The sequence below is a fragment of the Methanofollis sp. W23 genome, assembly GCF_017875325.1.
Taxonomy (GTDB): Archaea; Halobacteriota; Methanomicrobia; order Methanomicrobiales; family Methanofollaceae; genus Methanofollis.
The window spans coordinates 655,725-677,001 of sequence record NZ_JAGGMN010000001.1; the positions used below are offsets into that span (position 1 = coordinate 655,725).

Below are 21,277 nucleotides of genomic sequence, written 5' to 3' on the forward strand. Positions count from 1 at the left end.
CTTCTGTCCGTGGGGGTCAGGGGCGGCACTCGCCCCTCACTCCAGCATCTCGGTCCGCTCGGGCGTCCAGGCCGGGTCGACGAAACTGAGCACCGTCGAGTTCGTCGCCGCCACATTCCGATACCCCTTCACCTCGTCGGGCGGGACATATGCCGCACTCCCGGCCGCCACCCGCACCGCCCCGCCCCCTGCCGGGGTGAAGACCTCGACCTCGCCGTCGAGGACATAGACCACCTCCGACGAGCCGTTGAGCCGGTTGTATCTGATCGAGCCGCCAGGGAGGAGTTCGACGTAGGCGACGCTGTAGCCGATCGGGAGGCCCGCCTCCTCTGTCAGCACCGGGTTTGCAAGGGTGTAGATCCTCATATCCGCCCCGAGGTTCCACTCAGCCCCGGCCCTCGGGTCAGGGATGACGACTGGCACGCCGTCGGTCGTCCCCGCGAGGAGTGCGAGGTCGTCGCCCGAGATTTCGTTTTCCACCGTGAAGGGGGGTTCGATCACGTCGACGTACCGAAGATCGCGCTCCCCGACCGAAGCGATCGACTGGAGCACGCCTTCTGGCAGGAGCACGCTCTCGCCGGCACGAGCGGTCACGGTCTGGTTGTCGCACCTGATCTCGGCCTCGCCCGCAGTGAGGAAGACGAACTCGGTGCTCCCGGCCATCCGGTGCAGGGGCGTGGCATTGCCCGGCGGGATGACGACGGTCCCGAGGCTGTAGTTTGCCGGGATCTCAGGGGTCTCTTCTTCGCCGATGAGCCCTGCATATTCTCCGGCCCCCTCTGCTGACGGCGTCGGGGAGACGCACCCGGCAGAGAGGAGGAAGCAGATGAGGATGAGGAGGACCGTCCTGTGCATGGGGGGAGGGAGTCTGTCAGGGGAGATAAATGATCCGCCCGAGAGGGGTAGGGGTTACAGGTCGGTGGAAAAATGTGAGAGCCATCACCTGGACTGAACTCATCTCTGACGTATTTCCCAGGCATGCCCATTATTCATAATACTACGTTCTGGGTGTCAGGGTGAAGGCGACAATATTCTCTGTATTTTCGGCCTTGTAGAATTTCTCTAGATAGCCATCTCGGCGGGGGGCACTCGCCCCTCGCCCCCGGCGCGACACGATAGGGGGTGGACTGCAACCTCTCTTTAAGGATCGTTTCTCCGCCTTCCGCCCCAATCTTCATTCTGGGGGACGATCTATGATCTTCGAGGAACCCCCGGCACGATGTAGAGGGGGACAGGTGATCAGAAGAGAATTCTCACCGCGCCATGAGGGTCTCTACAGCGTCATTCTTTTGGTTCTGTAGAAATCCTCTTGATGAATCTCTCTGTCAGGGGGCTTGGCCGCCCCCCGAACCCCCCCGCCCCACGATAGGTCGAGGACGGCAACACTCTCTTGATGGTCATCAATTCTGCCTTCCCGACCCTATCGTGGTTCCGGGGGGTCCGGGGGCAGCGCCCCCTGCCAAAGGGGTAGGAAGGCGGGAGACACACGTCTCCCCCACACAAGAGGTGAGGATTTCTACAGCGCCATTTTTTCATATCTTTTTTTCTCGATGGTGATCGTCTCCGTCTTTTTTCCACGCACTCCCTGACGGACCGGGATAATTGTCCGGCACTCGGATCGTCGGCGCATGATCTGATCCCGGTCTGGAGGTCACGCGTAGATACAGAAGGGCGCCGGGGGGAGGAGAGATGCCCTGAGTTTTTTTCCTTCGCCCCGCTCACGCAACGTATAAATACCATCATCCGTCTCATTCACCCCGCGCTGCTCCAGATTATATTCTCATGGTTCTATCATCCCTTGTGTGCGGTGTCGACGAGTCGTCGCCTCTTCGAGGGCGCTCAGCGGGGCCCACGCAGGAGAGAACAACCATGCGAAGACGATCGCAGATAAAAGATCAGGGGGGTGCCGCGACGGCTCCTGACCGGAGAGTCGGCAGCCCCCGCGACCACCTGTGCGCCGACCCCGGACCGACGCCGACGGCGCCCGGCGAAGCGATCGAGTTCGTCGACCCTGTCCCCCTCGACCTGGTCCAGACAGTGCTTACCAGGGAGATGCGGCGGCTCAGGGGGGCGATCTCTGAGATGCATGTGCAGCGCACCCGCGGGCATGTCTATCTGATCATGCTGGTGGTGCGGACCGGGGTGGGAGCATGAACGGGAGACTCTGTCCTGGCGCCGATGGCGGGCTCCACCTCTTCCTCGGCGATCGGCATTTTCTGATCGCACACGAGGACGTGCGGGCCCTTCTCTTCTCAGGGCATGTGGTGCCGGTGACTGACGATGGCACATGTGCACCCAGGATGCACCGGGATGGCACCGCAGATGTGCAGGAGAAGAAGACGGAGGAACGGCCCCAGAGTACCTATTCTAAAGAGAGGAGAGAGATCTCTCTCTCTCATAGTACTAGATTGCACCAGATCGAGCGCACACACCCCACCTCTGATCGGTCCTGGTCTGAGGGTAGGGGTGTGTGCGATCGGGGTGCGGGTGCACGTGACGGGGAAAAACCTGGCGAGGGGTCAGTGATACGCAATCACGGCCATACATCATCTCCGTTCATCGACAATGCCGGAGTGCACCCAGGTGCAATCCGGTGCACCGGTGCACGCCCGCCTGTCCTGCTCCCTGGCGTCCTGGACCACCGGGAGTTCAGGCGGGTGCGCACCGACCTGGGGCGATGCGGTGTCTGCGGAGAGGGCCGGGCGGTCTTTCGCTCGGCCGACGGGCATGTGGTGCTCTGCGAGCGGTGTTATGCCGGACTGGTGCGAGAAGGAAATATGAAGGGCAGGAGGTCGAGCGGATGATCCCCCTCCTCGACCCGCTCCTCGCACCGGCGGTGGTGCTCGGGATGGCCGGGGCGGTGCTGGTGGCGTCCCGGAGCGTGAGGACGCGGATGGCGGGTTTTGGGGCGTGGATGGTCGGAAACGCCCTGTGGGTAGCGCACGGGATCGGGAGCGGGGACGCCTACGTGACGGTGATGTTTGCGTTTTACTGGGTGACGGCGGTGATGGGGGTGGTGAATTGTGGGGAAAGACCCGGCCCATTCTCGTGAGAGCCCTATTCCTCTCTCCCCTCCTCGGGTTCCCCCCGTCAAGAGAGGACGCCTTCTCAGAAACCGCACGGCGACCGGTGTCACCGGTCAGCCCGGAACACGACGAATTCCTTCTGGTCAGACCGGAGGAACCTGTCGATCTCGTCCTGGGTGCGCTCGTCGGTCTCGGTGAAGAGGAAGCCGAAGACCGGGTACCTGCGGAAGTCGACCGGGCGCCACTCGAGCGGGCGGGTAAAGGTCGCGAGGAACCGGTCGGCATCGAACCCCTCGATCTCGGCCGGGTCGATCCCGTCGGGGCGTTTCACGACCAGCAGGGAGTACCTCCTGCCCGCGTCTTCGCAGAGGATGCGGTCCCAGTCGGGTGCACGCTCTTCGAAGAAGGAGCGGTAGACGTTGATGTCGTAGGCGTGCAGCGCGAGGTCGGTCGTGCACCACCCGGCGAACCTGAGCGGGTTCAACTCGATCGGGACCATGGCGCCGTCGTCGTCGACCCTGAGTTCGATATGGAACGGGAAGGCGGTGAGGTCGGCGAGGGTGTTGATCTCTTTGAGCAGTCTGAGGACCGGGTCGAGGTATTCCCTGACGACCGCCGCCGAGGTGACGTAGACCTTGTCGTCCACGTCGTCGGCCGCGGAGAAGTCGTGCCTGAGGATGTCCAGGACCACCGGGGTGCCGTCAGAGGTATAATAGGCGTCCACGGCGATTTCGGTGCCGTCGATCTGCTCTTCGATGATGAACCGCCCCGAATCGCAGACTTCAGGAGGATAGTGCGCCCTGATCTCGTCGATCTCATGCGTGAGCGAGGCGAGCACGCGGGCCCAGTCGGCGTCGGTCGCGACGGTGTAGACCCCGGCGCTGAAGAACCCGACTGCGGGTTTGATGACGAAGGGTCTGGGGAGTGCGGAGATGTCAAGGTCGTCCAGTCGGTCGGCCGCGACTTCGCGGTAGAAAAAATCTGGGTAGAGGGGCCTGAGCATCTCCCGAAACTTCACCTTGTCTTTGCAGCGGTCGATTTGCGCCGGGAGGCCGGTGAACCCGAGGTGGTCTTTGATCCAGGCGATGGACTGTTCCGAGTTGGTGTAGACCCGGTACCCGCTCTTCGTCGTCTCCTCCTGCATCCTGGCGACGAAGGCGTCGTCTGAGAGGAGGACGGTTCCGTCGGGAAGATCCAGATTTTTCGAGGTCTGGTTCGCGAGGACGGGCAGGTGCATCGCGGCGACGGTCTCGATGAGGAGGCGGGAGACGTAGGGTTCTTCAAGGATGATCATGGTCTGTCTGGCTCCGGGGAGTTCTGGTCATATATCGGCCGGGAGAGGGGATGAAGGTGCGGGGGATGGGGACGGTCCGGCCAGGACGATCTCTCTGAGACCACTCTCTCACCCCTGAACTACTCGTGAACTACTAATTTGTGTAAAATTAGTAGTTTACAGATCCAGATCGAAATACTAATCTGTATTAAATTAGTATTTGGCAGGTCGCACCTATGAACAAACTCCCGGAAAAACCACCCCCGATCTGAATGGACTGCGAATAGTAAATTGTGCGAGCTCCCACTCCTGTCCTTCGATGAATTTGTTATGGCGAAGAGCCGCAGGCACTCGGTGAAAAAATTACATTTTTTTCTGAGTGTATAGTCGGTAGCAATCATCACAGAGACTGGCAAAGGATCCTTTCCGTGGATGATGGAGGTTCAAGACCTTTTTTGGACCTGAATACCACAGTCTTTCATAGGGCGTGAGGTCGACCTTGATAGTGCGTTGTTCCTGGGCTGATTCAGGGGTATAGGCGATCTCAAGATAATCTTCCATCACAAACCAGTCGCCTTGATATCTCCCACAATAGGTGCAGGTATTTCCAAAATCTTCAACGTTTTTTGTTTTTTTAAAGACTTTTTTGAAGAAGGGATAGGCCTCAGATATTTTTTGGGGGAGGTTTTCAAATGAATGGAAGTGTATTGATTCAAAAATAGGTTCTAAATCTACATTAACTGGCCAGACGACTGGGGTTATGTCGTTACATCCATAACATTTCATGTTCCAGACCCAGACCATTACATCAACGGTCTCTGGTGCTTTCAGGATCTCGTACTCTCTTTTGCCACAGTATGAACAGGTCTCGTCATAGTCCCATGGCTTTATTCCATGGATCTGTCGCCAGAGTTTCTCTTCTTCGGCGGAAAGAATGTCCAGGGTCATGCTTTCATGTTCAAGGGGAAGGATATGCGGTTCAAGAACAACCCTCTTTTGGGATCGTCCGCATCGCCTGCCCCCTGATATGCCCGGACCACTGTTTTTTGTTCATGATGAATTGTGGATCAGGAATGAGAGGTTTGAACTCCACAGGCGGGTCGAAGACCTCGTTTCCGAGTTTTTTTCCGGGCGGTGGCCGCTCGAAAGCGATGCATGAATGTCAATGCTGTCTTCTCGTTTCTATTTGCGAGAGCGAGTTCGAGAGAATCAACCCTGTAAAAACCCTCGCCATTTGCGGGAAGGCAGATGAATCACCTTCCTCCCAGGAATTTGCGGGAGGTTCTCCAGAGTCGCCCCTGAAACATTCGGCAAAAAAGTGTATTGATATAATCACATGGCTTTTGACTGTACCTATACCGCAGTATACCCGCCGTCGACGAGCAGACTGGTCCCGGTGATGTCTGAAGCGTCGTCGCTCGCCAGGAACGTGACCGCCTTTGCAACTTCCACCGGCTTGGCCAGGCGCCCGATCGGGTGCAGATCTTGCAGTGCTTTGTAGGTCTCCTGCGGAAGGGCCGTGAGGAGCGGGGTGTCCACGTAGCCAGGTGCGACGAAATTCGCACGGATCCCCTTGACCGCGTAACTGGTGCCGGCCATCTTGGTCAGCATGGCGACGCCGCCTTTGGCGACGGCGTACGAGGTGAGCCCGGGTTTGGCGGCAAAACTGTGGATGGACCCGGTGTTCACGATAGACCCGCCAGTCTTCTGCTCCAGGAACTGCTGGATCGCATACTTGTCAGCGAGGAAGACGCCCTTCAGGTTCACGTCGATGACCTTGTCCCAGTCGTCGGTCTCAACCTCGTGGGGCTCGCCCAGGATGACGATGCCGGAGTTGGCGACCATAACATCCAGTTTCCCGAAGGTCTCGACGGTCTTGGCGATGAGGTTTTTGATATCGTCTTCGACGACGACATCTGCCTTGATGAAGATTGCCTCTCCACCTGCGTTCTTAATCTCGTCGACGACCCTGGCGCCCTTCTCCTCGTTTCGGCCGGAAACGACGACTTTGCCGCCTTCGGCTGCCATGTCTTTTGCACAGGCTTCACCGATACCGCTGGTCGATCCGGTGATGATACATACTTTGTTGTCCATTCGTCCCATGTTGGTTTCCTCCTTTTATTTCCTACAGACCTGGCCCCTGTCGAGGGCTGTGATCCAGATCCCGCCAAGGTGGCACATGTTCATGATGGTGAGCCTGGTCAGAATGGTATGGCCGTCCTGATCCGCGGGTTCACGAGCGCCGTGGTTGGGTGGCATCGTTATCCCTGGTGCAGAGGAGACGGTCGCCGTCGGGTGGTCGGGCTCATTGAGGGGTGTCTGTGAAGTCTGGGGGAGGGTGTCTGCACGCACAGATCATCATCGCGTCTGGCAGGATGTCTTCCAGGGCTGCGGCGCGGCTACCATGAGAACCGAATTCTCGGATCTCCCGCGCCCCAGGCACCTTCTCATCAGTTTCAGATTTTTTCTGTCTGTAGTGCTGTTCTCTTTGCGTTACTCGAGGATCGCCGCGGCCTTGATCAGGTTCCCTCGCATGTCATGCTGGTCGCCGCGGTCAGCAGAATATCCTCACACGAGGATCGTCACCTGGAAATTGATATAGGTTTGGTTTACTGCCTGCCGATGATCGGACCATCTATATATCGTGCCATGCTGGCGTCGCCCGAAGTCGCGATCGTTCAGGGTATGTGGTGGCATTTACCGGTGCCTCTGCCCCGTAGTGACTGGCAGTAACGACGCTCTGCAGGCATGCCCCCCCTCTCTCGATGACGAAGGCCCTGGCGGACATTCCTGGGCCACAGGATGAGCAAGATTCCGGCCCTGTAGAAACCCGTACCAATTCTTGGTGCGAGCGCGATTCCCCCGCCTTCCCCCATCTTCCCTGGGAGAGCAAGATCGGGCCAGGTAGGCACACTCGTTCGCCATGAAGAGCGCACTGCCGTCCACCGCCTCTCGCTCGCACGGGAGGTTAAGGGGGCGGCACGCCCGCCGCCAAAGATAATACCTCTCCAGAGCCAAAATTCCGGTCTTCTCCTTGAGATCCTCCACATCGAATTTGTGTGAGGAGGGGGACAGGGGGACGCACCGGTGCAGGAGCATCTCAGGGCGGTCAAAGCGACCATATACCGCATCGGTGCATAACTACTCCGAAGGAAGATCTCATGAATGAATACGAGGAGAAGTTCGCCCAGATCATCGACCTGCTCGAACACCATGCGACCACAGGCATGACGGTCACGGCGGTCGCCCGGGAACTTGCCCTCCCTCGGAATTCTGTGTCCAAATATCTTGAACTCCTCTACGCGAGCGGAGACGTCAGCATGGAGCGGTTCGGCCAGAAGAAACTCTACCGCCCGCTGCCTCGCATCCCGTTCCAGAAGATCTTCGACCGCCTTCCAAACGCCCTCGTGATCCTGGACGCCGACCTCAGGGTCTGGATGATGAACGAGAATTTTGTCACCAGGTTCAGGGTCCACCCAGGGCGCAATGTCATCGGTACCCCGTTCTTCGACCTGGGCCTTCCGCTCTTCGCCGAACCGGCGGTCAGGCGGAACATCGAGCGGATCAGGCACTCGCAGACATATGTTGCCGCGATGCAGCTGATCGAGGAGAGAACCGACACGATCTACCTGGTCGATTTTGCCCCTATCGTCGCCCAGATCGGCACGCCTGGGATCATGGTGAGCCTGCGCGACATCACCGCCGGGCGGAGGATCGAGACTGCCCTGAAGGACTCGGAGAAGAAGATCGCAACTCTCTTTGCGACGGTCCCGAGTGGGATTGTCCTCTTCTCCACCGACGGGGTGATCCTCAATGCGAACCCTGCGGCCCTGGACCTCTTTGGTCTGCAGAACTTCGAAGACCTCAGCACGGTGAGCGCCTTCGACCTCTCCTGTGCTCCGGGGAAGTTGGAGGCGCTGATCAGGAACGGACGGGCCGACGAGACCGAACTTGCCTGCGACTTCACCCGCATGAGAGAGGAGCGAGGGATATCGAGTACGAAGTCGGGCCTGGGCTGTTTCAACGTCGTCTTCACCCCGATCTACCCGGACGGCGGCGGGGCGCCGACCGAGTGTGCGATTCTCTTCAAGGACATCACCCAGGACTGGCGGGACCGGAGGGAGTTGACATTCAGGGAGAGTCGGTACCGTTCGATCTTCGAGGACTCGTACAACGGTCTGATCATCTACGAGCCGATCGACGGAGGGGCCGGGTACGCCTTCAAGGATCTCAACAGGACGGCCGAAGAGATCCTTGGGGTGCCGAAGCCCGATCTTGTCGGCCGGAGTCTTGTGGAGATTTTCCCAGACCTCAACTTCAACGCCCTCATGGAGAGCGCAGGTCGGACCATGGCCACGGGAAAGCCGGAGTTCCTCCCGCCTCTCCAGTACAGGCGGGGCCAGGGCAAGTGGATCTGGCACTATCTCTTCAAGCTCCCTTCAGACGAACTGGCGTCGCTTATGATCGAGATCTCTGATGAACTCGGGGGGGAACTGGGGTGGCCGCCCGCGGCAGACGACGACCCTGGGCTGGACCAGGCCTCCTGAGCAGGACGTTGCCACTTTGAAATCTGCTTCAGTATAATCGTTGAGACTGGAGGAGAAGAGGCCCTCGACGGCCTCCTGAAGATCAGATGTCTGGACCAGATCTCTGTCGGTCTGAACCCCTGATCCAGGGGTGCCAGAAAGAGAGGGACGGTAAAACCCTTCATTTCTTCTGATACACATTCGCCCCGTCGTGATCGACGTGCCTGACTTCGACGCTCCACCCTCCTTCGCGAGGGCGATCCTTCTGGTCTCATATCGATGGTTTTCATCGTCGGCAACTCCGGTACACCGATGGACCTGCCAGAACCGCACCAGAGACCGCCCCGTCGCCATCCACCGGCCGAGTCCAGATATGGTCCGTTTTCTTAAAAAACTTAAATATAAAATCATATATCAAATAAAACGCAACCCCTCCCAAAAAATGGAGCGAGGAGGGATTTATGTGCCGCACATATCAAAAGCCATCTTTCTCAACACGATCTTCTGTCAGAAATTAGGGTGGATGCAGGCCAATCGGACAGAGGCAGAAGAGGTCTCCGCTGGAGATCAATTCAGGATACATCAGGGATTGGAAATCGGTGAAGCCGCCAGAAAACTCTTTCCAGAGGGCATCTATATCGAAGAAAAAAATCTTCAGGCCGCTGCACAGAGAACGCAAGAACTGATCCGTGACACTCATACCTCTGTCCTCTTTGAAGCAACATTTCTGGTTGACGGCTATGCAACAAAAGCCGATATCTTGCAGAGAGAGGGCGACCAGTGGAAATTGATCGAGGTGAAATCAAACACCAACTTCAAAGAGCAGCATATGTACGACATGGCATACACAGCCGCGGTCCTCACTCTCTGCGGGCTGGACATTTCAACAATCTCGATTCTGCTCGTATCAAAAGACTTCCGGCTGGGAATGGACGTCTCCGCCCTCTTCATCGAGGGCGAGTGTACAGGCGCAGTGGTCCCCTGGGTCGGAGAGTTCAGAGAACACTTCCCCGAGGTGAAAGAGATCCTGCAAACCCCCCGCCCTCCATCCCTGCCTCTCTCATTCAAATGTAAAAAGTGCCCGATGTTCACCGAATGTCATGGAAAAGATATTGAGAACCATATCTTTACCATCCCTCGCCTGAGTGAAAAGAAGTTCACCGCGTTGGTCGGCAAGGACATTGTCCGGATTGAGGATATACCAGAGGATTTTGCACTCACCAAAAATCAGAGAAAGCATGTAGAGTGTGTACAATGTGGTGAACCGGTCATAGACCCCGGCCTCCGGAGCGCACTCGATGAGATCGTATGGCCTGTCCACTATCTCGACTTTGAGACGACGACGACCGCGATCCCTCTCTACCCGAATCTCGCTCCGTACTGCCATCTCCCGATCCAGTATTCCATCCATACCTGCCCTGAATGTGGGAAAATAGACCGGCATTCCGAGTATCTCGCAGACCCCACATGTGATTGTCGCCGTCGTCTTGCAGAACGCTTAATCGAAGATCTGGATGACGAAGGATCGATCCTGGTCTACACCTCTTTTGAAAGGACAACAATCAAAGGACTGATACAGGAGTTTCCTGATCTGGAAGGGCAGTTACAGGATATCATCACCCGGTTGGTGGATCTTGAAAAGATTGTACGGTCGGTGAACCACCCCCTATTTAAGGGACGAACCTCGATCAAGGTCGCCCTCCCGGCACTGGTGCCTGGGATGTCCTATGACGGTCTTGCCATTGCCGACGGAGAGACTGCAATGGCGACCTTTGCATTGATGGCAAAGGGGGTTTTTGATCCGGCAGAGACTGAGAAGAAGAGACAGGAGCTGCTTGAGTATTGTACGCAGGATACGCTCGCCATGGTCTGGCTTCATGATACACTTGCACAGTTGTAATGCGCTTTTTCACGGGACTGAGCAGGTCGGTCATTCTGAGGAGTGATACGAGACACCCGCCTCCAAGCGGATCTCCGGGGAGGCGGGGGTGCCAGTAGAAGAGATTTCTCAAGATGCAGGGGATTGAAGAAAATAATGAGGGGTCCAAAAATTCTCTTTCCATCGACGTTTCGACAGGGCCGAAGATCCACTCGATTGCAGGAATGCCTGTTACGATGATCTTCAAAGAAAAAATAAGAGTTCTGTAGAACCCCTCCCCTCTTGTGTGGGGGGTGTGTGTCACCCGCCGTCCCACCTCTTTGGCCGGGGGCGGGACATGCCACACCGGCGCACGCTCCCCAGATACCGGCGTGGATGGCTCCAGGCCCGGAAAAAAAATTAAAATCTGGGCGATGCACCGTGCGGTCCGGCATGCCCGGCGAGTTCCAGGAACCCAAAAAATCATCGCACGTCTCGATCGCAACAATATTTCATCTGGACCCCCAATATATATTCAAAAAGATATGATGACACGAGATCAAATTCATTTCTATGTCCCGGAGGGAGGCGGGCCTTTTTTTAAAAACGCACAGGAGCGAATGCATAGACGTGTACCGACTGGAAGATCTGCGGTTTCTCATCGCCTCCCCGCGTCCTCTGACCCTCTCACGATGAACCTGACGAACAGCGAGACGAACGGCGTGCTCGGTCGCAGGTGTCAGGTGATGATCAGATGAGTATCGGCATCGGCGGGATTCGAGAGGCTTTTGCTCCGTTCTTCAGGGACCCCGACCGCGCAAAACTCCGTGACATCCTGAAGGACAATCTCGGCGAGTTCAATCATCTGGATTATAAGGAGATGATGATCGAGGCGTCGAAGTTGGCGCGGGTGATCATCTCGATGGCGAACAGTACGGGGGGGATCATCGTGTTTGGGGTGCGGGAACTCGAAGACAACACCTATGCCCCGATCGGGCTTGACACGCTTGAGGACAAGACGCATATCCAGCAGAGGTTGAGCAGGTATATCCCGGAAAATCTCGAGTACGAGATCCTCGATTTTGCGTATGACGAGTCTGAGTTCGGTCTGCTGAGAGGGAAAAAGTTCCAGGTGATTTTAGTCAGGGATACCCCTGAGAATATCCCTTTTCTCCCGGAGAGCGCGGGGGAGAGTATACAGAGAAACCGGATCTACTACCGGGGGAATACCAACTCTGACGAGGCGACCTATGAACAGATCCAGGAGATCCTGGAGCGGAGGACGACAGCGCTCACGGGGATGACCTCGAAAGAGAGGTTTAAAAATGATCTCTTCCAGCTCAAAGTGTTGTATCGCCACCTTTCTCCAGCCCGTACGGTCTCGAAGGAGAATTTCGCCGAGGCGCTTGGTGCCGGGATGGGCGGGGTGTGGGGGGCGTGGTATGAGTCGACTCTGAACCCGTATTATCCGGAGGAGTCGTTTGATGAGTTCGTCGCCAGAATGATCGCACGAAAGAAGAGTATTATCGAGCGCGCGATCATGAACGCCGACCAGAGGCGGCCGTGATCTGAGAGGGGAGGCGGAAAGGCTCTGGAGAAGTCCTACGTCTATTCCTGGAGTGTCCGGGGCCTGCCCGGAGTCGAAGACTTCCTGTGGTGTGGCAGAACAGAGATCTGCCTCTCGACGTCCAGATCGGATTGGGTGACGAGTTTCAATCCTTGTTGTGATGGATCAGGCTCTTCGACAGGGGGCAATTTTCGCCTATTTGCCGAGATCTCCATGCAGACACCATGGTTGAGAGAGGTGTTCTGCACATCTCTCTCATATTGGATCCTTTATAAAGATGTGCTCGCTTTATATGTGCACCCCCGGTTTGATCGGAGGGGCGCTCACGTCCCCCTCATCCTCAGACCCTCCTCCTGATCACTGAAGAGGTGCATCCTCTCTCACCACCTCCTCCACCCCCTCCCGCACCAGGATCTCGCGCCCCTTCCCTGGCCACACATACACCTCCAGCAACCGCAGCGCCTCCAGGTGCTTCAACTGCTCATGAAACACGGTGTAGCTCATCGGCTCCTCCTCGCAGACCCGCTCATACACCCTTCCAGAGATCGCCTGGACGCCCATCAGCCCCTCGGCCACGACCGCCTTGAGCACCAGACGCTCGGAGGCAGGGAGCGCCCGCACGGTCATGGCAAGGTGGAGGTGCGCCGAGGCCGCCGCCCCCGCGAGCACGTCCTCGGCCGCCACCTCTCTCAGTCTGTCCAGAACATTTTCTGATCTTCTTCAGTCTCATCCCTGATGAGCGATTATGGTCCTCTGAAATCGCCCTGTCTTTCTCGTCCAGAAGGAATATCATCAATGGTATCCCCGGATCAATTTTATATCGTTTCTGAGTATATTTGTGGTTCAAAAAATCTTATAAGTCCTCCAAATAGAATTTTTTGCGCACAGATACATTTGATACCTCAAAAAACCAATTATAATTATGGCTCATGTAACGGTTGCCGTTCTGCTCCCAGACGGATCACACGAGATCAGTAGCCGGGGATCTGTCGACGCTGGCCGGGCGGCGATTGGATTTTATCGGAACGCAAAGAAAGCACAAGGCGTCCTGCTCATCAAGGAGAAGAAGGTCATCCTCGACTCTCCCCTGGGATTTGCAGGTTCTTCAGAGGGAAAGGAACTGTTCTCATCTGCGAAGTCTGAGAATCCAGAATCAAGGATCAAAAAAGAAGCCTGAGAAGAAACCGGGCACCCCTGTACAACTCTCATCCTGGTGCGATCACGACGCCGCCAGATCCAAAAAAAGGAAGTTCAGTGAAGAGGGGAAAGACGCAGACGATCATGAAGAACGCCCTTCCCCAGAACCCTCCCGGCCACCCTGAGCATGGCGGTACTCTGCCGGGGCCGGGGAACGAGTGTGCGGATCTCTCCCACAGGAAAAGCGGAGACTTCCACCTTCCTCCGGGGACTCGCCACGTCTGTGTGGCTAAGAGATGATGGCACCCGGGGGAAGATATAGGTAGGCCGTGCAGGGTGAAAGTGAACGTGAGAGGGGGGGCGTCCTTCTCGACCGACCTTGCATCCTCACCACCCGCTCCAGCACCTGACACTCCTGATCTCGCCGCCGTCCGTGATCTCGGTGGTCTCGCCGCCGCTCACGTCCACCGCGAGGGCATCTTCAAACTGGAAATACTCTCCGCCAGGATGCTCGTTCCACCAGTCCAGATTGATCCAGTACTCGTCTGACCCGAAATAGCCCGTGCTCTTCTGGTACCATATCGACTCGCACCCATAGCGCTCAGAGATGTACTCCGCCGCATCCCTGAGGTCTCGATACTCGTCGCCGACATAGACCTCTGAGAAGGCATGACCGTCTTCGAGAAAGTCGGAGGCCAGGACCACCCTGGTCTCGCCGCCGATCGCCTCGATCAGCGCCGCCATAAGAATCGCGAAATCGTCGCAGTCGCCTTTCAGCCCGATGCTCACGGTCCTGCTTGCCGGAGAGAAGTACTCCGCCCCCTGCGGGTCGTTGACATAGGTCCACCTGAGATAGACCCCCTCCCAGATGTCGCAGATCTGGGCGATATTGTAGGTGCCCGAGTGAGGGGGCCTGACCAGAGAGAGGGCGTAGTCTCGCGTGGTCGGGTCCTGAGAGTCTGCCGCGTCCAGGACCGCCGCCCCGATCTCCGCGGCCCATTCGTCGTCGCCCTCCACCCCGCCGATGAACAGAATCCCGAAGAAGAGACAGGCCACGACCCCGACGATCCCCCAGACGACCGGACTCCCCCCAGAGGGCGCGGAGGACGTGGCGGGCGCAGGGGTCTGGTCAGTCTGGTACGGTGCGCCCTCTTCCTCAGGCGACGTCGGTGCCCCGCACCGGTTGCAGAACCGCACATCGTCTGCGATCTCGGCGCCGCATTTCCTGCAGTACATCGACGCTCAGACCCTTTTTCTGACGACTACGGTCCCTGCCATGAAGTCATGCAGCCCCCGCTTCTTCGCGGTGAACGGGATGATGAGGTAGAGCAGGCCATAGGAGATACTCTCGATGATCCGGCCGATGAAACGGATGGTGGCACGGCCAAAGGAGATCTGGTTCCCGTCAAGATCGGTGACGATGATCCCAAGAAAACTCTTGCCAAAGGTCCCCTGCCGAGGCGAACTCTCCAGGTAGGCGTAGTAGAGGTAACTCACCGGGATACAGGCCAGTACAGAGAGATAGACCGAGACGTATTCGTCCAGTGTCAGCACCATGAGCATGACCGCCGCGCATATGAACACCACTATACTCAGAACCGTGAGGATTATTGAGTCGATGATATAGGCGCCGAAACGCTCCCAGAACCCTATGTATTCGACCTCCTCGGGTTCAGGGGAGGAAGGACCGGTCTGGGTAGTGGTGATCCTGTTCCCGCACTCAGGACAGAATTGAGAATCATCAGGGATTTGATTCCCGCAATGCTGACAATACATGTAATCATTACCTAATTTGGACCATAATAAATATTTTCAATTATATCGCTCGCCATTATGCCGGATGAATCTCGTGGAACACGATGGCGACCCTTCGTTTACATTTGCCTCAAGGCTATTTCTCATATCTCACACAAAAACCTGAGGAGTCGTCCATATAAGATTCTCTCTGCCGAGGAGCGGGCCACTCGAAAACTGATCACATGCCTTCCAACATGCCTATGCCGGGGGGTGCACCCCAGGACCACCCTCGAAGACTTCGTCTTCTCACGTTCGCTTTGCTCACCCCTGCCGCATGATTGATCGAGGATAGCAGCACTCACATCATAGGTGCCCATTCTGCCTTCCTGTCCTCATCGTCGTCGAGGGGATCTGGGGGATGTGGGCATGAGCACGCGTGAGAAGATCTCTGATCTTCGGACTTTGTAGGAACTCTCCAGATGGCCAACTCTGCGGGGGGCTTGGCCGCCCCCAGAACCCCCTGCACCACGATAAGGTCGAGGATGGCATTCCCTCTTCAGGGATTTCGAATCTGCCGTCCCTGCCCAATCTTGATCCTGGGGGGTCAGGAGTCTTTCCCCCGACGCGGAGACTATGGGGCGGCGTGCAGATCAGACGTGCCGCTTCAATTGCAGACCCTTCTCCAGCATCCCGCTCTATGAGGAGCACAAGATCACTACACGACCCGGCGGCTCATGGTCATGACCACCACATCGATTTGGTCTCGTCAGCATGCCCCCTCGCGAGAAATATACAAACCAATATATATCATCCAGTCCTCTCAGATGTGGTGACACCCACTATGAGTGATTGCTTTATTCCCTGAAAAGATCCGCTTTTTTGACACCACCCTGCGGGACGGGGAGCAGACGCCCGGCGTCTCGCTGAGACCCGCCGAAAAACTTCAGATCGCAACCATGCTCGCAGACCTTGGCATCGCCACCATCGAGGCGGGATCGGCCGCCGCATCAGAAGGAGAGCGTGAAGCGATCAGGCTCATCGCCGACGCCGGACTGGACGCCGAGATCGCCACCTTCGTGCGGGCGCTGCCAGGCGACATCGACGCCGCCGTGGCATGCGGGATCGAGTGCGTCCACCTTGTCGTGCCGGTGAGCGACCTGCACATCAGGGCGAAACTGAGGAAGACGAGAGACGAGGTCTGCACCATGGCCTGGGAGGGCGTGACGTATGCGAAAGACCACGGGCTCGTCGTTGAACTCTCCGGCGAAGACGCCTCGCGGGCGGACGGGGAGTTCCTGGCCATGCTCTTCGCGGGCGGGGTGGAACGCGGCGCCGACCGGCTCTGCTTCTGCGACACGGTCGGGCTCATGACCCCCGAGGCGATCGCCGAGAAGATCCCCCCGCTCCTCGCCGCCCCGCTGAGCATCCACTGCCACGACGACCTCGGGCTCGCCCTCGCCAACTCCCTTGCGGCGCTCAAGGCCGGGGCGAGCGCCGTCCACGTGACCGTGAACGGCCTGGGAGAACGCGCCGGGAACGCCGGCCTCGAAGAGGTGGCCATGGCCCTGGAGCACCTCTATGGGGTGGCGACCGGGCTTTCGACCGAGAAGATCTACCCGCTGGCGTCGACGGTCTCGCGGCTGACCAACGTCCCGCTCCCGACGAACAAGGCGATCGTCGGCGAGATGGCCTTCACCCACGAGAGCGGGATCCATGCCCACGGCGTCCTGCGAGACGCAAGCACCTACGAACCGCTCGCCCCCGAGACCGTCGGGCGGACCAGGCGGATCGTGCTTGGCAAACATTCGGGGTCGGCCTCGGTCGGCGCCGCCCTCACCGAACTCGGCTACCACTGCACCGAGGCGCAGCACGCTGAGGTCGTCGCCAGGGTCAAGGCCCTCGGCGACGAAGGCCGGCGGGTCACCGACGCCGACCTCATGGCCATCGCCGACTCGGTCACCGGGATGGGCGGGGCACCGGCGATCGAACTCGGGCAGGTGACCGTGGTCTCAGGCAACACCGTCACCCCGACGGCCTCGGTCACCCTCCGCGTCCACGGCGAGGAGGTGACCTGCGCCGCCACCGGGAACGGCCCGGTCGACGCCGCCGTCGAGGCGGTGCGCCGAGCGGTCGCCGGGGCCGCCGAGGTGCGGCTCGAAGAGTATCGCGTCGACGCGATTGCCGGAGGCACCGACGCCCTCGTCGAGGTGACAGTGCGGCTCGGCCATGGCGGCCGGACGCTCACGGCGCGGGGAGCGAGGACCGACATCATCATGGGAAGCGTGGAAGCGATGGTCGCCGGTATGAACAGACTGATTGAGGAGAAAAAATGAAGACTGGAGCACGACTGCTGGTCGATGGACTGCAGCGCGAGGGGGTCGAGACGATCTTCGGCTACCCTGGCGGGGCGGTCCTGCCTGTGTACGACGAACTCTACGACGCCCCGCTGCGGCATGTACTGGTCCGCCACGAACAGGCGGCGGCCCACGCCGCCGACGGGTATGCCCGTGCCTCGGGAAAGACCGGGGTATGCCTGGCCACCTCAGGCCCTGGCGCCTGCAACCTGGTCACCGGGATCGCCACCGCCTACATGGACTCGGTCCCCCTCGTCGCCGTCACCGGCCAGGTCCCGACGACGATGCTCGGCAACGACGCCTTCCAGGAGTCTGACATCACCGGGATCACCTTCCCGATCACCAAACACAACTATCTTGTCAAAGACGCCGCCGAGATTGGCCAGGTGGTCCGTGATGCATTTTATATCGCGGGGACCGGACGGCAGGGCCCGGTGCTCATCGACCTCCCCAAAGACGTGATGACCGCCCAGGTCGACCCGGTCCCAGAGGTGCAGGAGGCGCGGTTGCGGGGCTACCAGCCGACGTACGAGGGCCACCCGCGCCAGGTCGAGCGGGCGGTCGCCCTCATCCAGGAGGCCGAGCGGCCGCTCCTCTATATCGGCGGCGGAGTCGTCGCCTCGGGAGCGGCCGCCGAAGTCCTCGCCCTTGCCGAACTGACGGCCATCCCGGTGGCCTCGACCCTGATGGGCCTGGGGGCGGTGCCGTGCGACCACCCTCTCTCCCTCGGGATGATCGGGATGCACGGGACCGAGGCGGCAAACTTCGCGGTCACCGAGTGCGACCTGCTCATCGCCGTCGGGGTGCGCTTCGACGACCGGGTCACCGGCCGGGTGGAGGCCTTCGCCCCGCAGGCGGCGGTGGTCCACATCGATATCGACCCGGCCGAGATCGGGAAGAACAAACCGGTCGATGTCCCGATCGTGGGGGACGCGAGGCTGGTCCTTGCGGCGATCACCGCAAAACTCGCTCGCCAGGAGCGGGGGAACGGATGGCTTTCGAGGGTGCGGCGCTGGCAGGAAGAAAACGCCCCCGCACCTGCCGCCGGGCTCGACCCTGCCGGGGTGATCAGGCAGATGAACGCCCTCCTCGACGACGAGGCGATCATCGTCTCTGAAGTGGGGCAGAACCAGATGTGGGCGGCGCAGCACTACTGCTTCAGGCGGCCGCGGACCTGGCTCACGTCAGGCGGGCTCGGGACGATGGGTTACGGGTTCCCGGCGTCGATCGGGGCGCAGTTCGCGTGTCCGGACCGGACCGTCGCCCTGGTCGCCGGAGACGGGAGTTTCCAGATGAACATCCAGGAACTGGGGACAGTCGTCGAGTACAAGGTGCCGGTGAAGGTGGTCATCCTCAACAACCTCTACCTGGGGATGGTGCGCCAGTGGCAGGAACTCTTCTATGACCGGCGCTACTCGTATACCGAACTCAGCCCGGTCGACTTCGTCGGGATTGCCAGGGCCTACGGGGTCGAGGGGCGGCGGGTCGAGGACCCCGACGAGGTCGGACCCGGCCTGGAGGAGTGCTTCGGCACCGAGGGGGCGTTCGTCCTGGACGTCAGGATCGAGCGGGAGGCGAACGTCTTCCCGATGGTCCCGGCCGGGGCGGCGATCAACGAGATGATCGGGAGGCGGGGCTGATGAGGCCGCACACCCTCCACGTCCTCGTCGAGAACCGGGCGGGCGTCCTCTCCAGGGTCTCTGGGCTCTTCTCGCGCCGGGGGTTCAATATCGAGAGCCTTGCGGTCGGCACCTGCGAGGAACCGGGGATGTCCAGGATGACCATCGTCGTCCTGGGCGACGACGCCAGGATCGAGCAGGTGAAAAAGCAGTTGAACAAACTCATCGACGTCATCAAGGTCTCCGACATCACCGAGCAGAGCACGGTCGCCCGTGAACTCGCCCTCATCAAGGTGGCGGCCGAACCTGGCGAGGGGCGGGCCGAGGTGATGCAGGTGGCCAGCATCTTCAGGGCCCAGATCATCGACGTGAGCCCAAAGAGCATCATCCTCCAGGTGGCCGGGGACTCGGAGAAGATCGACGCCCTGGAACGTCTCCTGCGTCAGTACGGGATCAAGGAGTTCGTGCGGACCGGGAAGATTGCGCTGATGCGGGGGATGAAGGGGGGGAGGTAGAGGGGGGCCGGGCTAATATCGGGTCGCGTAATACCACCCGCCCTCTTCCCTGATCTCCACCGGCACCTCGAAGAGGTCGCCGATCACCGTGTCGGTCAGGACCTCCTCTTTAGGGCCGTCCCTGTAGATCCGCCCGTTCTTCATCAGGACCACCCGCCTGATCTCGGGGATGATGTCGTGGAGGTGGTGGGTGACCAGGACCACGCCGGTGCCTGAGCAGGCGATCTTTCGCAGCATTGAACGGAAGTGGTGGAGGGCGTGGAGGTCGAGACTGGCCGTGGGTTCGTCGAGGATGAGCGCTATTGGGTCGTGGACGAGCGCCCGCCCGATGAGGAGACGCCGCCCCTCTCCGGTGGAGACCTGCGTCATGGGGCGGTCCCTGAGGTGCTCGACTTCAAGGAACCTGAGAACTTCGTCGGCCTTCGCCTCCATCGCGGCGCTGACCTCGTGGCCGTAGAGCCCGATGCTGGAGAAAAATCCGGAGAGGACCACCTCGCGTCCGGTGATCTCCCTGGAGAAGGTGCACTGCAGGTCGTGCGAGACGATGCCGAGCATCGCGCGCAGTCCGGTCACGTCCCAGACTTCCTTCCCGAGGATCCTGAACCGCCGCCCTTCTTCTGCCACCGGGTAGTGCTCGCGGGTGATCGTCCTGACCAGCGACGACTTCCCGGCACCGTTCGGCCCGAGGATTGCAAGGTGTTCTCCGGCACCGACGGCAAGGGAGACGGAGTCGAGGAGGGTGGTCTTCCCTTTCATCACAGTGAGGTGGGCAAAGTCCAGCAGGAGTGGCGGGTCCATGGTATGCGGATCTCGGGGCTGTCCTGATACTCGTTGCGGTGGGAGGGGGGCGGGGCAGGGCAGGTGGCGGGCCACAGGGATAAGTCGGAGAAGTTCCAAACAGGAGAGGCATCTATGGAGTACGAGCACGACCAGGTCTACCAGCCGCGTGAGGACACGTTCCTCCTGCGTGACGCCGCCCTCCGCGAGGTGCGGCTCGAAGACTGCGTCCTTGAGGTGGGGTGCGGGAGCGGGACGGTGGCCGCCGCCCTCACTGGCGAGGCCCGTGTCGTCGTCGCCACCGACATCAACCCGCATGCGGTGAGGGCCGGGCGTGAGCAGGGGGTCGAGACGGTGCGCACCGATCTGTTCGCCGGGCTCTGCGGTCCTTTCGACCTCGTCCTCTTCAACCCCCCCTATCTCCCGACCCTGCCAGAGGAGCGGATCGACGACTGGCTGGAATATGCCCTGGACGGGGGTCTGAGCGGGCGGGAGACCATCGAGCGGTTTGCCGCCGGGGTCGGGCGGGTGCTCGCCCCTTCGGGTCGGGTCCTCCTCCTTGTTTCCTCGCTCACCGGGCCCGACGAGGTCAGGCGCCTCTTTGCGGACCGCGGGTATACCGTCCTCCTCGTTGCCACCGAAGTGATCGAGGGGGAAGAACTGCTCGTGCTCAGGATCACGCGCGACCTCTGCGCCTGCCGTGCGTGAGGATTCGTTGGGCCTGGACCTCCCGCAGTACGAAAACGAAAAGGTCGAGGACGGCGTCATGATCGTCTCTTCTGCCTTCCCGACTCAATCTTCATCCCCGGTGTGAGTGACCGGGGATAGGCATGTGACCTGAGATCATTTTCTACTCGTCGTGCTCACCGGTTCGTCATCCAGAGAGGC

At 59.5% G+C, this 21,277-nt stretch carries 21 protein-coding genes and 1 pseudogene; 12 read left to right on the forward strand and 10 right to left on the reverse strand.

What is annotated here, in order from left to right:
- Window positions 1-36: 36 nt before the first annotated feature.
- Window positions 37-855 carry a cupin domain-containing protein gene (locus tag J2129_RS02735; RefSeq protein ID WP_209629318.1) on the reverse strand — a complete coding sequence of 273 codons (819 nt, stop codon included), beginning with the start codon at window positions 853-855 and terminating at the stop codon, window positions 37-39.
- Window positions 856-1,869: 1,014 nt separating this feature from the next.
- Here J2129_RS02735 and J2129_RS02740 point away from each other — a divergent pair.
- From J2129_RS02740 to J2129_RS02750, 3 genes are read left to right on the forward strand one after another with little or no spacing between them, the layout of a single operon-like run.
- Window positions 1,870-2,154, forward strand: coding sequence for a hypothetical protein (locus tag J2129_RS02740; protein ID WP_209629319.1), 285 nt, complete (start codon window positions 1,870-1,872; stop codon window positions 2,152-2,154).
- A complete protein-coding gene (locus tag J2129_RS02745; protein WP_209629320.1) occupies window positions 2,151-2,804 on the forward strand; it encodes a hypothetical protein in 654 nt (217 codons plus the stop codon). Before J2129_RS02740 ends, J2129_RS02745 begins: the two co-directional genes overlap by 4 nt.
- A complete protein-coding gene (locus J2129_RS02750) occupies window positions 2,801-3,052 on the forward strand; it encodes a hypothetical protein (RefSeq protein ID WP_209629321.1) in 252 nt (83 codons plus the stop codon). The genes J2129_RS02745 and J2129_RS02750 overlap by 4 nt, the downstream gene beginning before the upstream one ends.
- Window positions 3,053-3,132: 80 nt before the next feature.
- Here J2129_RS02750 and J2129_RS02755 read toward each other — a convergent pair whose 3' ends face one another.
- From J2129_RS02755 to J2129_RS02770, 5 genes and pseudogenes are all read right to left on the reverse strand, one after another.
- A complete protein-coding gene (locus J2129_RS02755) occupies window positions 3,133-4,320 on the reverse strand; it encodes an ATP-grasp domain-containing protein (protein WP_209629322.1) in 1,188 nt (395 codons plus the stop codon).
- Window positions 4,321-4,662: 342 nt separating this feature from the next.
- A complete protein-coding gene (locus tag J2129_RS02760) occupies window positions 4,663-5,247 on the reverse strand; it encodes a hypothetical protein (RefSeq protein ID WP_209629323.1) in 585 nt (194 codons plus the stop codon).
- Window positions 5,248-5,278: 31 nt separating this feature from the next.
- A pseudogene (locus J2129_RS12990) lies at window positions 5,279-5,407 on the reverse strand (EVE domain-containing protein); the annotation flags it as partial.
- A 245-nt stretch (window positions 5,408-5,652) separates the two neighbouring features.
- A complete protein-coding gene (locus tag J2129_RS02765) occupies window positions 5,653-6,393 on the reverse strand; it encodes a glucose 1-dehydrogenase (protein WP_245320562.1) in 741 nt (246 codons plus the stop codon).
- Between the two features lie 24 nt (window positions 6,394-6,417).
- Entirely contained in the window at window positions 6,418-6,651 is a 234-nt protein-coding gene (locus J2129_RS02770) for a hypothetical protein (protein WP_209629325.1), read from the reverse strand.
- Window positions 6,652-7,460: 809 nt separating this feature from the next.
- Here J2129_RS02770 and J2129_RS02775 point away from each other — a divergent pair.
- The 4 genes from J2129_RS02775 (at window position 7,461) to J2129_RS02785 (ending at window position 12,250) form a co-directional block, all read left to right on the forward strand.
- Window positions 7,461-8,846, forward strand: a complete 1,386-nt coding sequence (locus J2129_RS02775) for a PAS domain-containing protein (protein ID WP_209629326.1) — start codon at window positions 7,461-7,463, stop codon at window positions 8,844-8,846.
- Between the two features lie 352 nt (window positions 8,847-9,198).
- Entirely contained in the window at window positions 9,199-10,725 is a 1,527-nt protein-coding gene (locus tag J2129_RS02780; protein WP_209629327.1) for a DUF2779 domain-containing protein, read from the forward strand.
- A gap of 113 nt (window positions 10,726-10,838) precedes the next feature.
- The gene (locus tag J2129_RS13125) at window positions 10,839-10,973 is read left to right on the forward strand and encodes a hypothetical protein (protein ID WP_281069791.1); all 135 of its coding nucleotides are present in this window, start codon (window positions 10,839-10,841) and stop codon (window positions 10,971-10,973) included.
- A gap of 464 nt (window positions 10,974-11,437) precedes the next feature.
- A complete protein-coding gene (locus tag J2129_RS02785; protein ID WP_209629328.1) occupies window positions 11,438-12,250 on the forward strand; it encodes an ATP-binding protein in 813 nt (270 codons plus the stop codon).
- A gap of 357 nt (window positions 12,251-12,607) precedes the next feature.
- Here the strand turns inward: J2129_RS02785 and J2129_RS02790 are convergent, their stop codons facing one another.
- Window positions 12,608-12,934 (reverse strand): hypothetical protein, encoded by a 327-nt coding sequence (locus J2129_RS02790; protein WP_209629329.1) that lies wholly within the window; start codon window positions 12,932-12,934, stop codon window positions 12,608-12,610.
- 238 nt (window positions 12,935-13,172) lie between these two features.
- On the opposite strand from J2129_RS02790, the gene J2129_RS02795 reads away from it, so the two are divergent.
- Window positions 13,173-13,427 carry a hypothetical protein gene (locus tag J2129_RS02795; RefSeq protein WP_209629330.1) on the forward strand — a complete coding sequence of 85 codons (255 nt, stop codon included), beginning with the start codon at window positions 13,173-13,175 and terminating at the stop codon, window positions 13,425-13,427.
- Between the two features lie 347 nt (window positions 13,428-13,774).
- On the opposite strand, the gene J2129_RS02800 is transcribed toward J2129_RS02795, so the two are convergent.
- Both J2129_RS02800 and J2129_RS02805 read right to left on the reverse strand, forming a co-directional pair.
- Window positions 13,775-14,623 carry a zinc-ribbon domain-containing protein gene (locus J2129_RS02800; RefSeq protein WP_209631230.1) on the reverse strand — a complete coding sequence of 283 codons (849 nt, stop codon included), beginning with the start codon at window positions 14,621-14,623 and terminating at the stop codon, window positions 13,775-13,777.
- 6 nt (window positions 14,624-14,629) lie between these two features.
- Window positions 14,630-15,163, reverse strand: a complete 534-nt coding sequence (locus tag J2129_RS02805; protein ID WP_209631231.1) for an RDD family protein — start codon at window positions 15,161-15,163, stop codon at window positions 14,630-14,632.
- Window positions 15,164-15,969: 806 nt separating this feature from the next.
- Here J2129_RS02805 and J2129_RS02810 point away from each other — a divergent pair.
- From J2129_RS02810 to ilvN, 3 genes are read left to right on the forward strand one after another with little or no spacing between them, the layout of a single operon-like run.
- Window positions 15,970-17,457 (forward strand): 2-isopropylmalate synthase, encoded by a 1,488-nt coding sequence (locus J2129_RS02810; protein ID WP_209629331.1) that lies wholly within the window; start codon window positions 15,970-15,972, stop codon window positions 17,455-17,457.
- Window positions 17,454-19,118, forward strand: a complete 1,665-nt coding sequence (gene ilvB, locus J2129_RS02815; RefSeq protein ID WP_209629332.1) for a biosynthetic-type acetolactate synthase large subunit — start codon at window positions 17,454-17,456, stop codon at window positions 19,116-19,118. Before J2129_RS02810 ends, ilvB begins: the two co-directional genes overlap by 4 nt.
- Window positions 19,118-19,612 carry an acetolactate synthase small subunit gene (ilvN, locus tag J2129_RS02820; RefSeq protein ID WP_209629333.1) on the forward strand — a complete coding sequence of 165 codons (495 nt, stop codon included), beginning with the start codon at window positions 19,118-19,120 and terminating at the stop codon, window positions 19,610-19,612. Before ilvB ends, ilvN begins: the two co-directional genes overlap by 1 nt.
- Window positions 19,613-19,624: 12 nt before the next feature.
- Here the strand turns inward: ilvN and J2129_RS02825 are convergent, their stop codons facing one another.
- Complete coding sequence (locus J2129_RS02825) at window positions 19,625-20,410, reverse strand: ATP-binding cassette domain-containing protein (RefSeq protein ID WP_245320564.1); 786 nt, start codon at window positions 20,408-20,410, stop codon at window positions 19,625-19,627.
- A 114-nt stretch (window positions 20,411-20,524) separates the two neighbouring features.
- Between J2129_RS02825 and J2129_RS02830 the strand changes: the two genes are divergently transcribed.
- Window positions 20,525-21,097 carry a HemK2/MTQ2 family protein methyltransferase gene (locus J2129_RS02830; protein WP_209629334.1) on the forward strand — a complete coding sequence of 191 codons (573 nt, stop codon included), beginning with the start codon at window positions 20,525-20,527 and terminating at the stop codon, window positions 21,095-21,097.
- The last annotated feature ends 180 nt before the right edge of the window (window positions 21,098-21,277 follow it).

Excerpts from the sequence above, each read along its gene's own strand:
- J2129_RS02745 (WP_209629320.1), top strand. The coding sequence starts at position 2,151 with ATGAACGGGAGACTCTGTCCTGGCGCCGATGGCGGGCTCCACCTCTTC.
- J2129_RS02760 (WP_209629323.1), bottom strand. The coding sequence starts at position 5,247 with ATGACCCTGGACATTCTTTCCGCCGAAGAAGAGAAACTCTGGCGACAG.
- J2129_RS02735 (WP_209629318.1), bottom strand. The coding sequence starts at position 855 with ATGCACAGGACGGTCCTCCTCATCCTCATCTGCTTCCTCCTCTCTGCC.
- ilvB (WP_209629332.1), top strand. The coding sequence starts at position 17,454 with ATGAAGACTGGAGCACGACTGCTGGTCGATGGACTGCAGCGCGAGGGG.
- J2129_RS02740 (WP_209629319.1), top strand. The coding sequence starts at position 1,870 with ATGCGAAGACGATCGCAGATAAAAGATCAGGGGGGTGCCGCGACGGCT.
- J2129_RS02780 (WP_209629327.1), top strand. The coding sequence starts at position 9,199 with ATGGTCCGTTTTCTTAAAAAACTTAAATATAAAATCATATATCAAATA.
- J2129_RS02775 (WP_209629326.1), top strand. The coding sequence starts at position 7,461 with ATGAATGAATACGAGGAGAAGTTCGCCCAGATCATCGACCTGCTCGAA.
- J2129_RS02800 (WP_209631230.1), bottom strand. The coding sequence starts at position 14,623 with ATGTACTGCAGGAAATGCGGCGCCGAGATCGCAGACGATGTGCGGTTC.
- J2129_RS02795 (WP_209629330.1), top strand. The coding sequence starts at position 13,173 with ATGGCTCATGTAACGGTTGCCGTTCTGCTCCCAGACGGATCACACGAG.
- J2129_RS02805 (WP_209631231.1), bottom strand. The coding sequence starts at position 15,163 with ATGTATTGTCAGCATTGCGGGAATCAAATCCCTGATGATTCTCAATTC.
- J2129_RS02785 (WP_209629328.1), top strand. The coding sequence starts at position 11,438 with ATGAGTATCGGCATCGGCGGGATTCGAGAGGCTTTTGCTCCGTTCTTC.
- J2129_RS02750 (WP_209629321.1), top strand. The coding sequence starts at position 2,801 with ATGATCCCCCTCCTCGACCCGCTCCTCGCACCGGCGGTGGTGCTCGGG.
- J2129_RS02830 (WP_209629334.1), top strand. The coding sequence starts at position 20,525 with ATGGAGTACGAGCACGACCAGGTCTACCAGCCGCGTGAGGACACGTTC.
- J2129_RS02825 (WP_245320564.1), bottom strand. The coding sequence starts at position 20,410 with ATGGACCCGCCACTCCTGCTGGACTTTGCCCACCTCACTGTGATGAAA.
- J2129_RS02755 (WP_209629322.1), bottom strand. The coding sequence starts at position 4,320 with ATGATCATCCTTGAAGAACCCTACGTCTCCCGCCTCCTCATCGAGACC.
- J2129_RS13125 (WP_281069791.1), top strand. The coding sequence starts at position 10,839 with ATGCAGGGGATTGAAGAAAATAATGAGGGGTCCAAAAATTCTCTTTCC.
- J2129_RS02765 (WP_245320562.1), bottom strand. The coding sequence starts at position 6,393 with ATGGACAACAAAGTATGTATCATCACCGGATCGACCAGCGGTATCGGT.
- ilvN (WP_209629333.1), top strand. The coding sequence starts at position 19,118 with ATGAGGCCGCACACCCTCCACGTCCTCGTCGAGAACCGGGCGGGCGTC.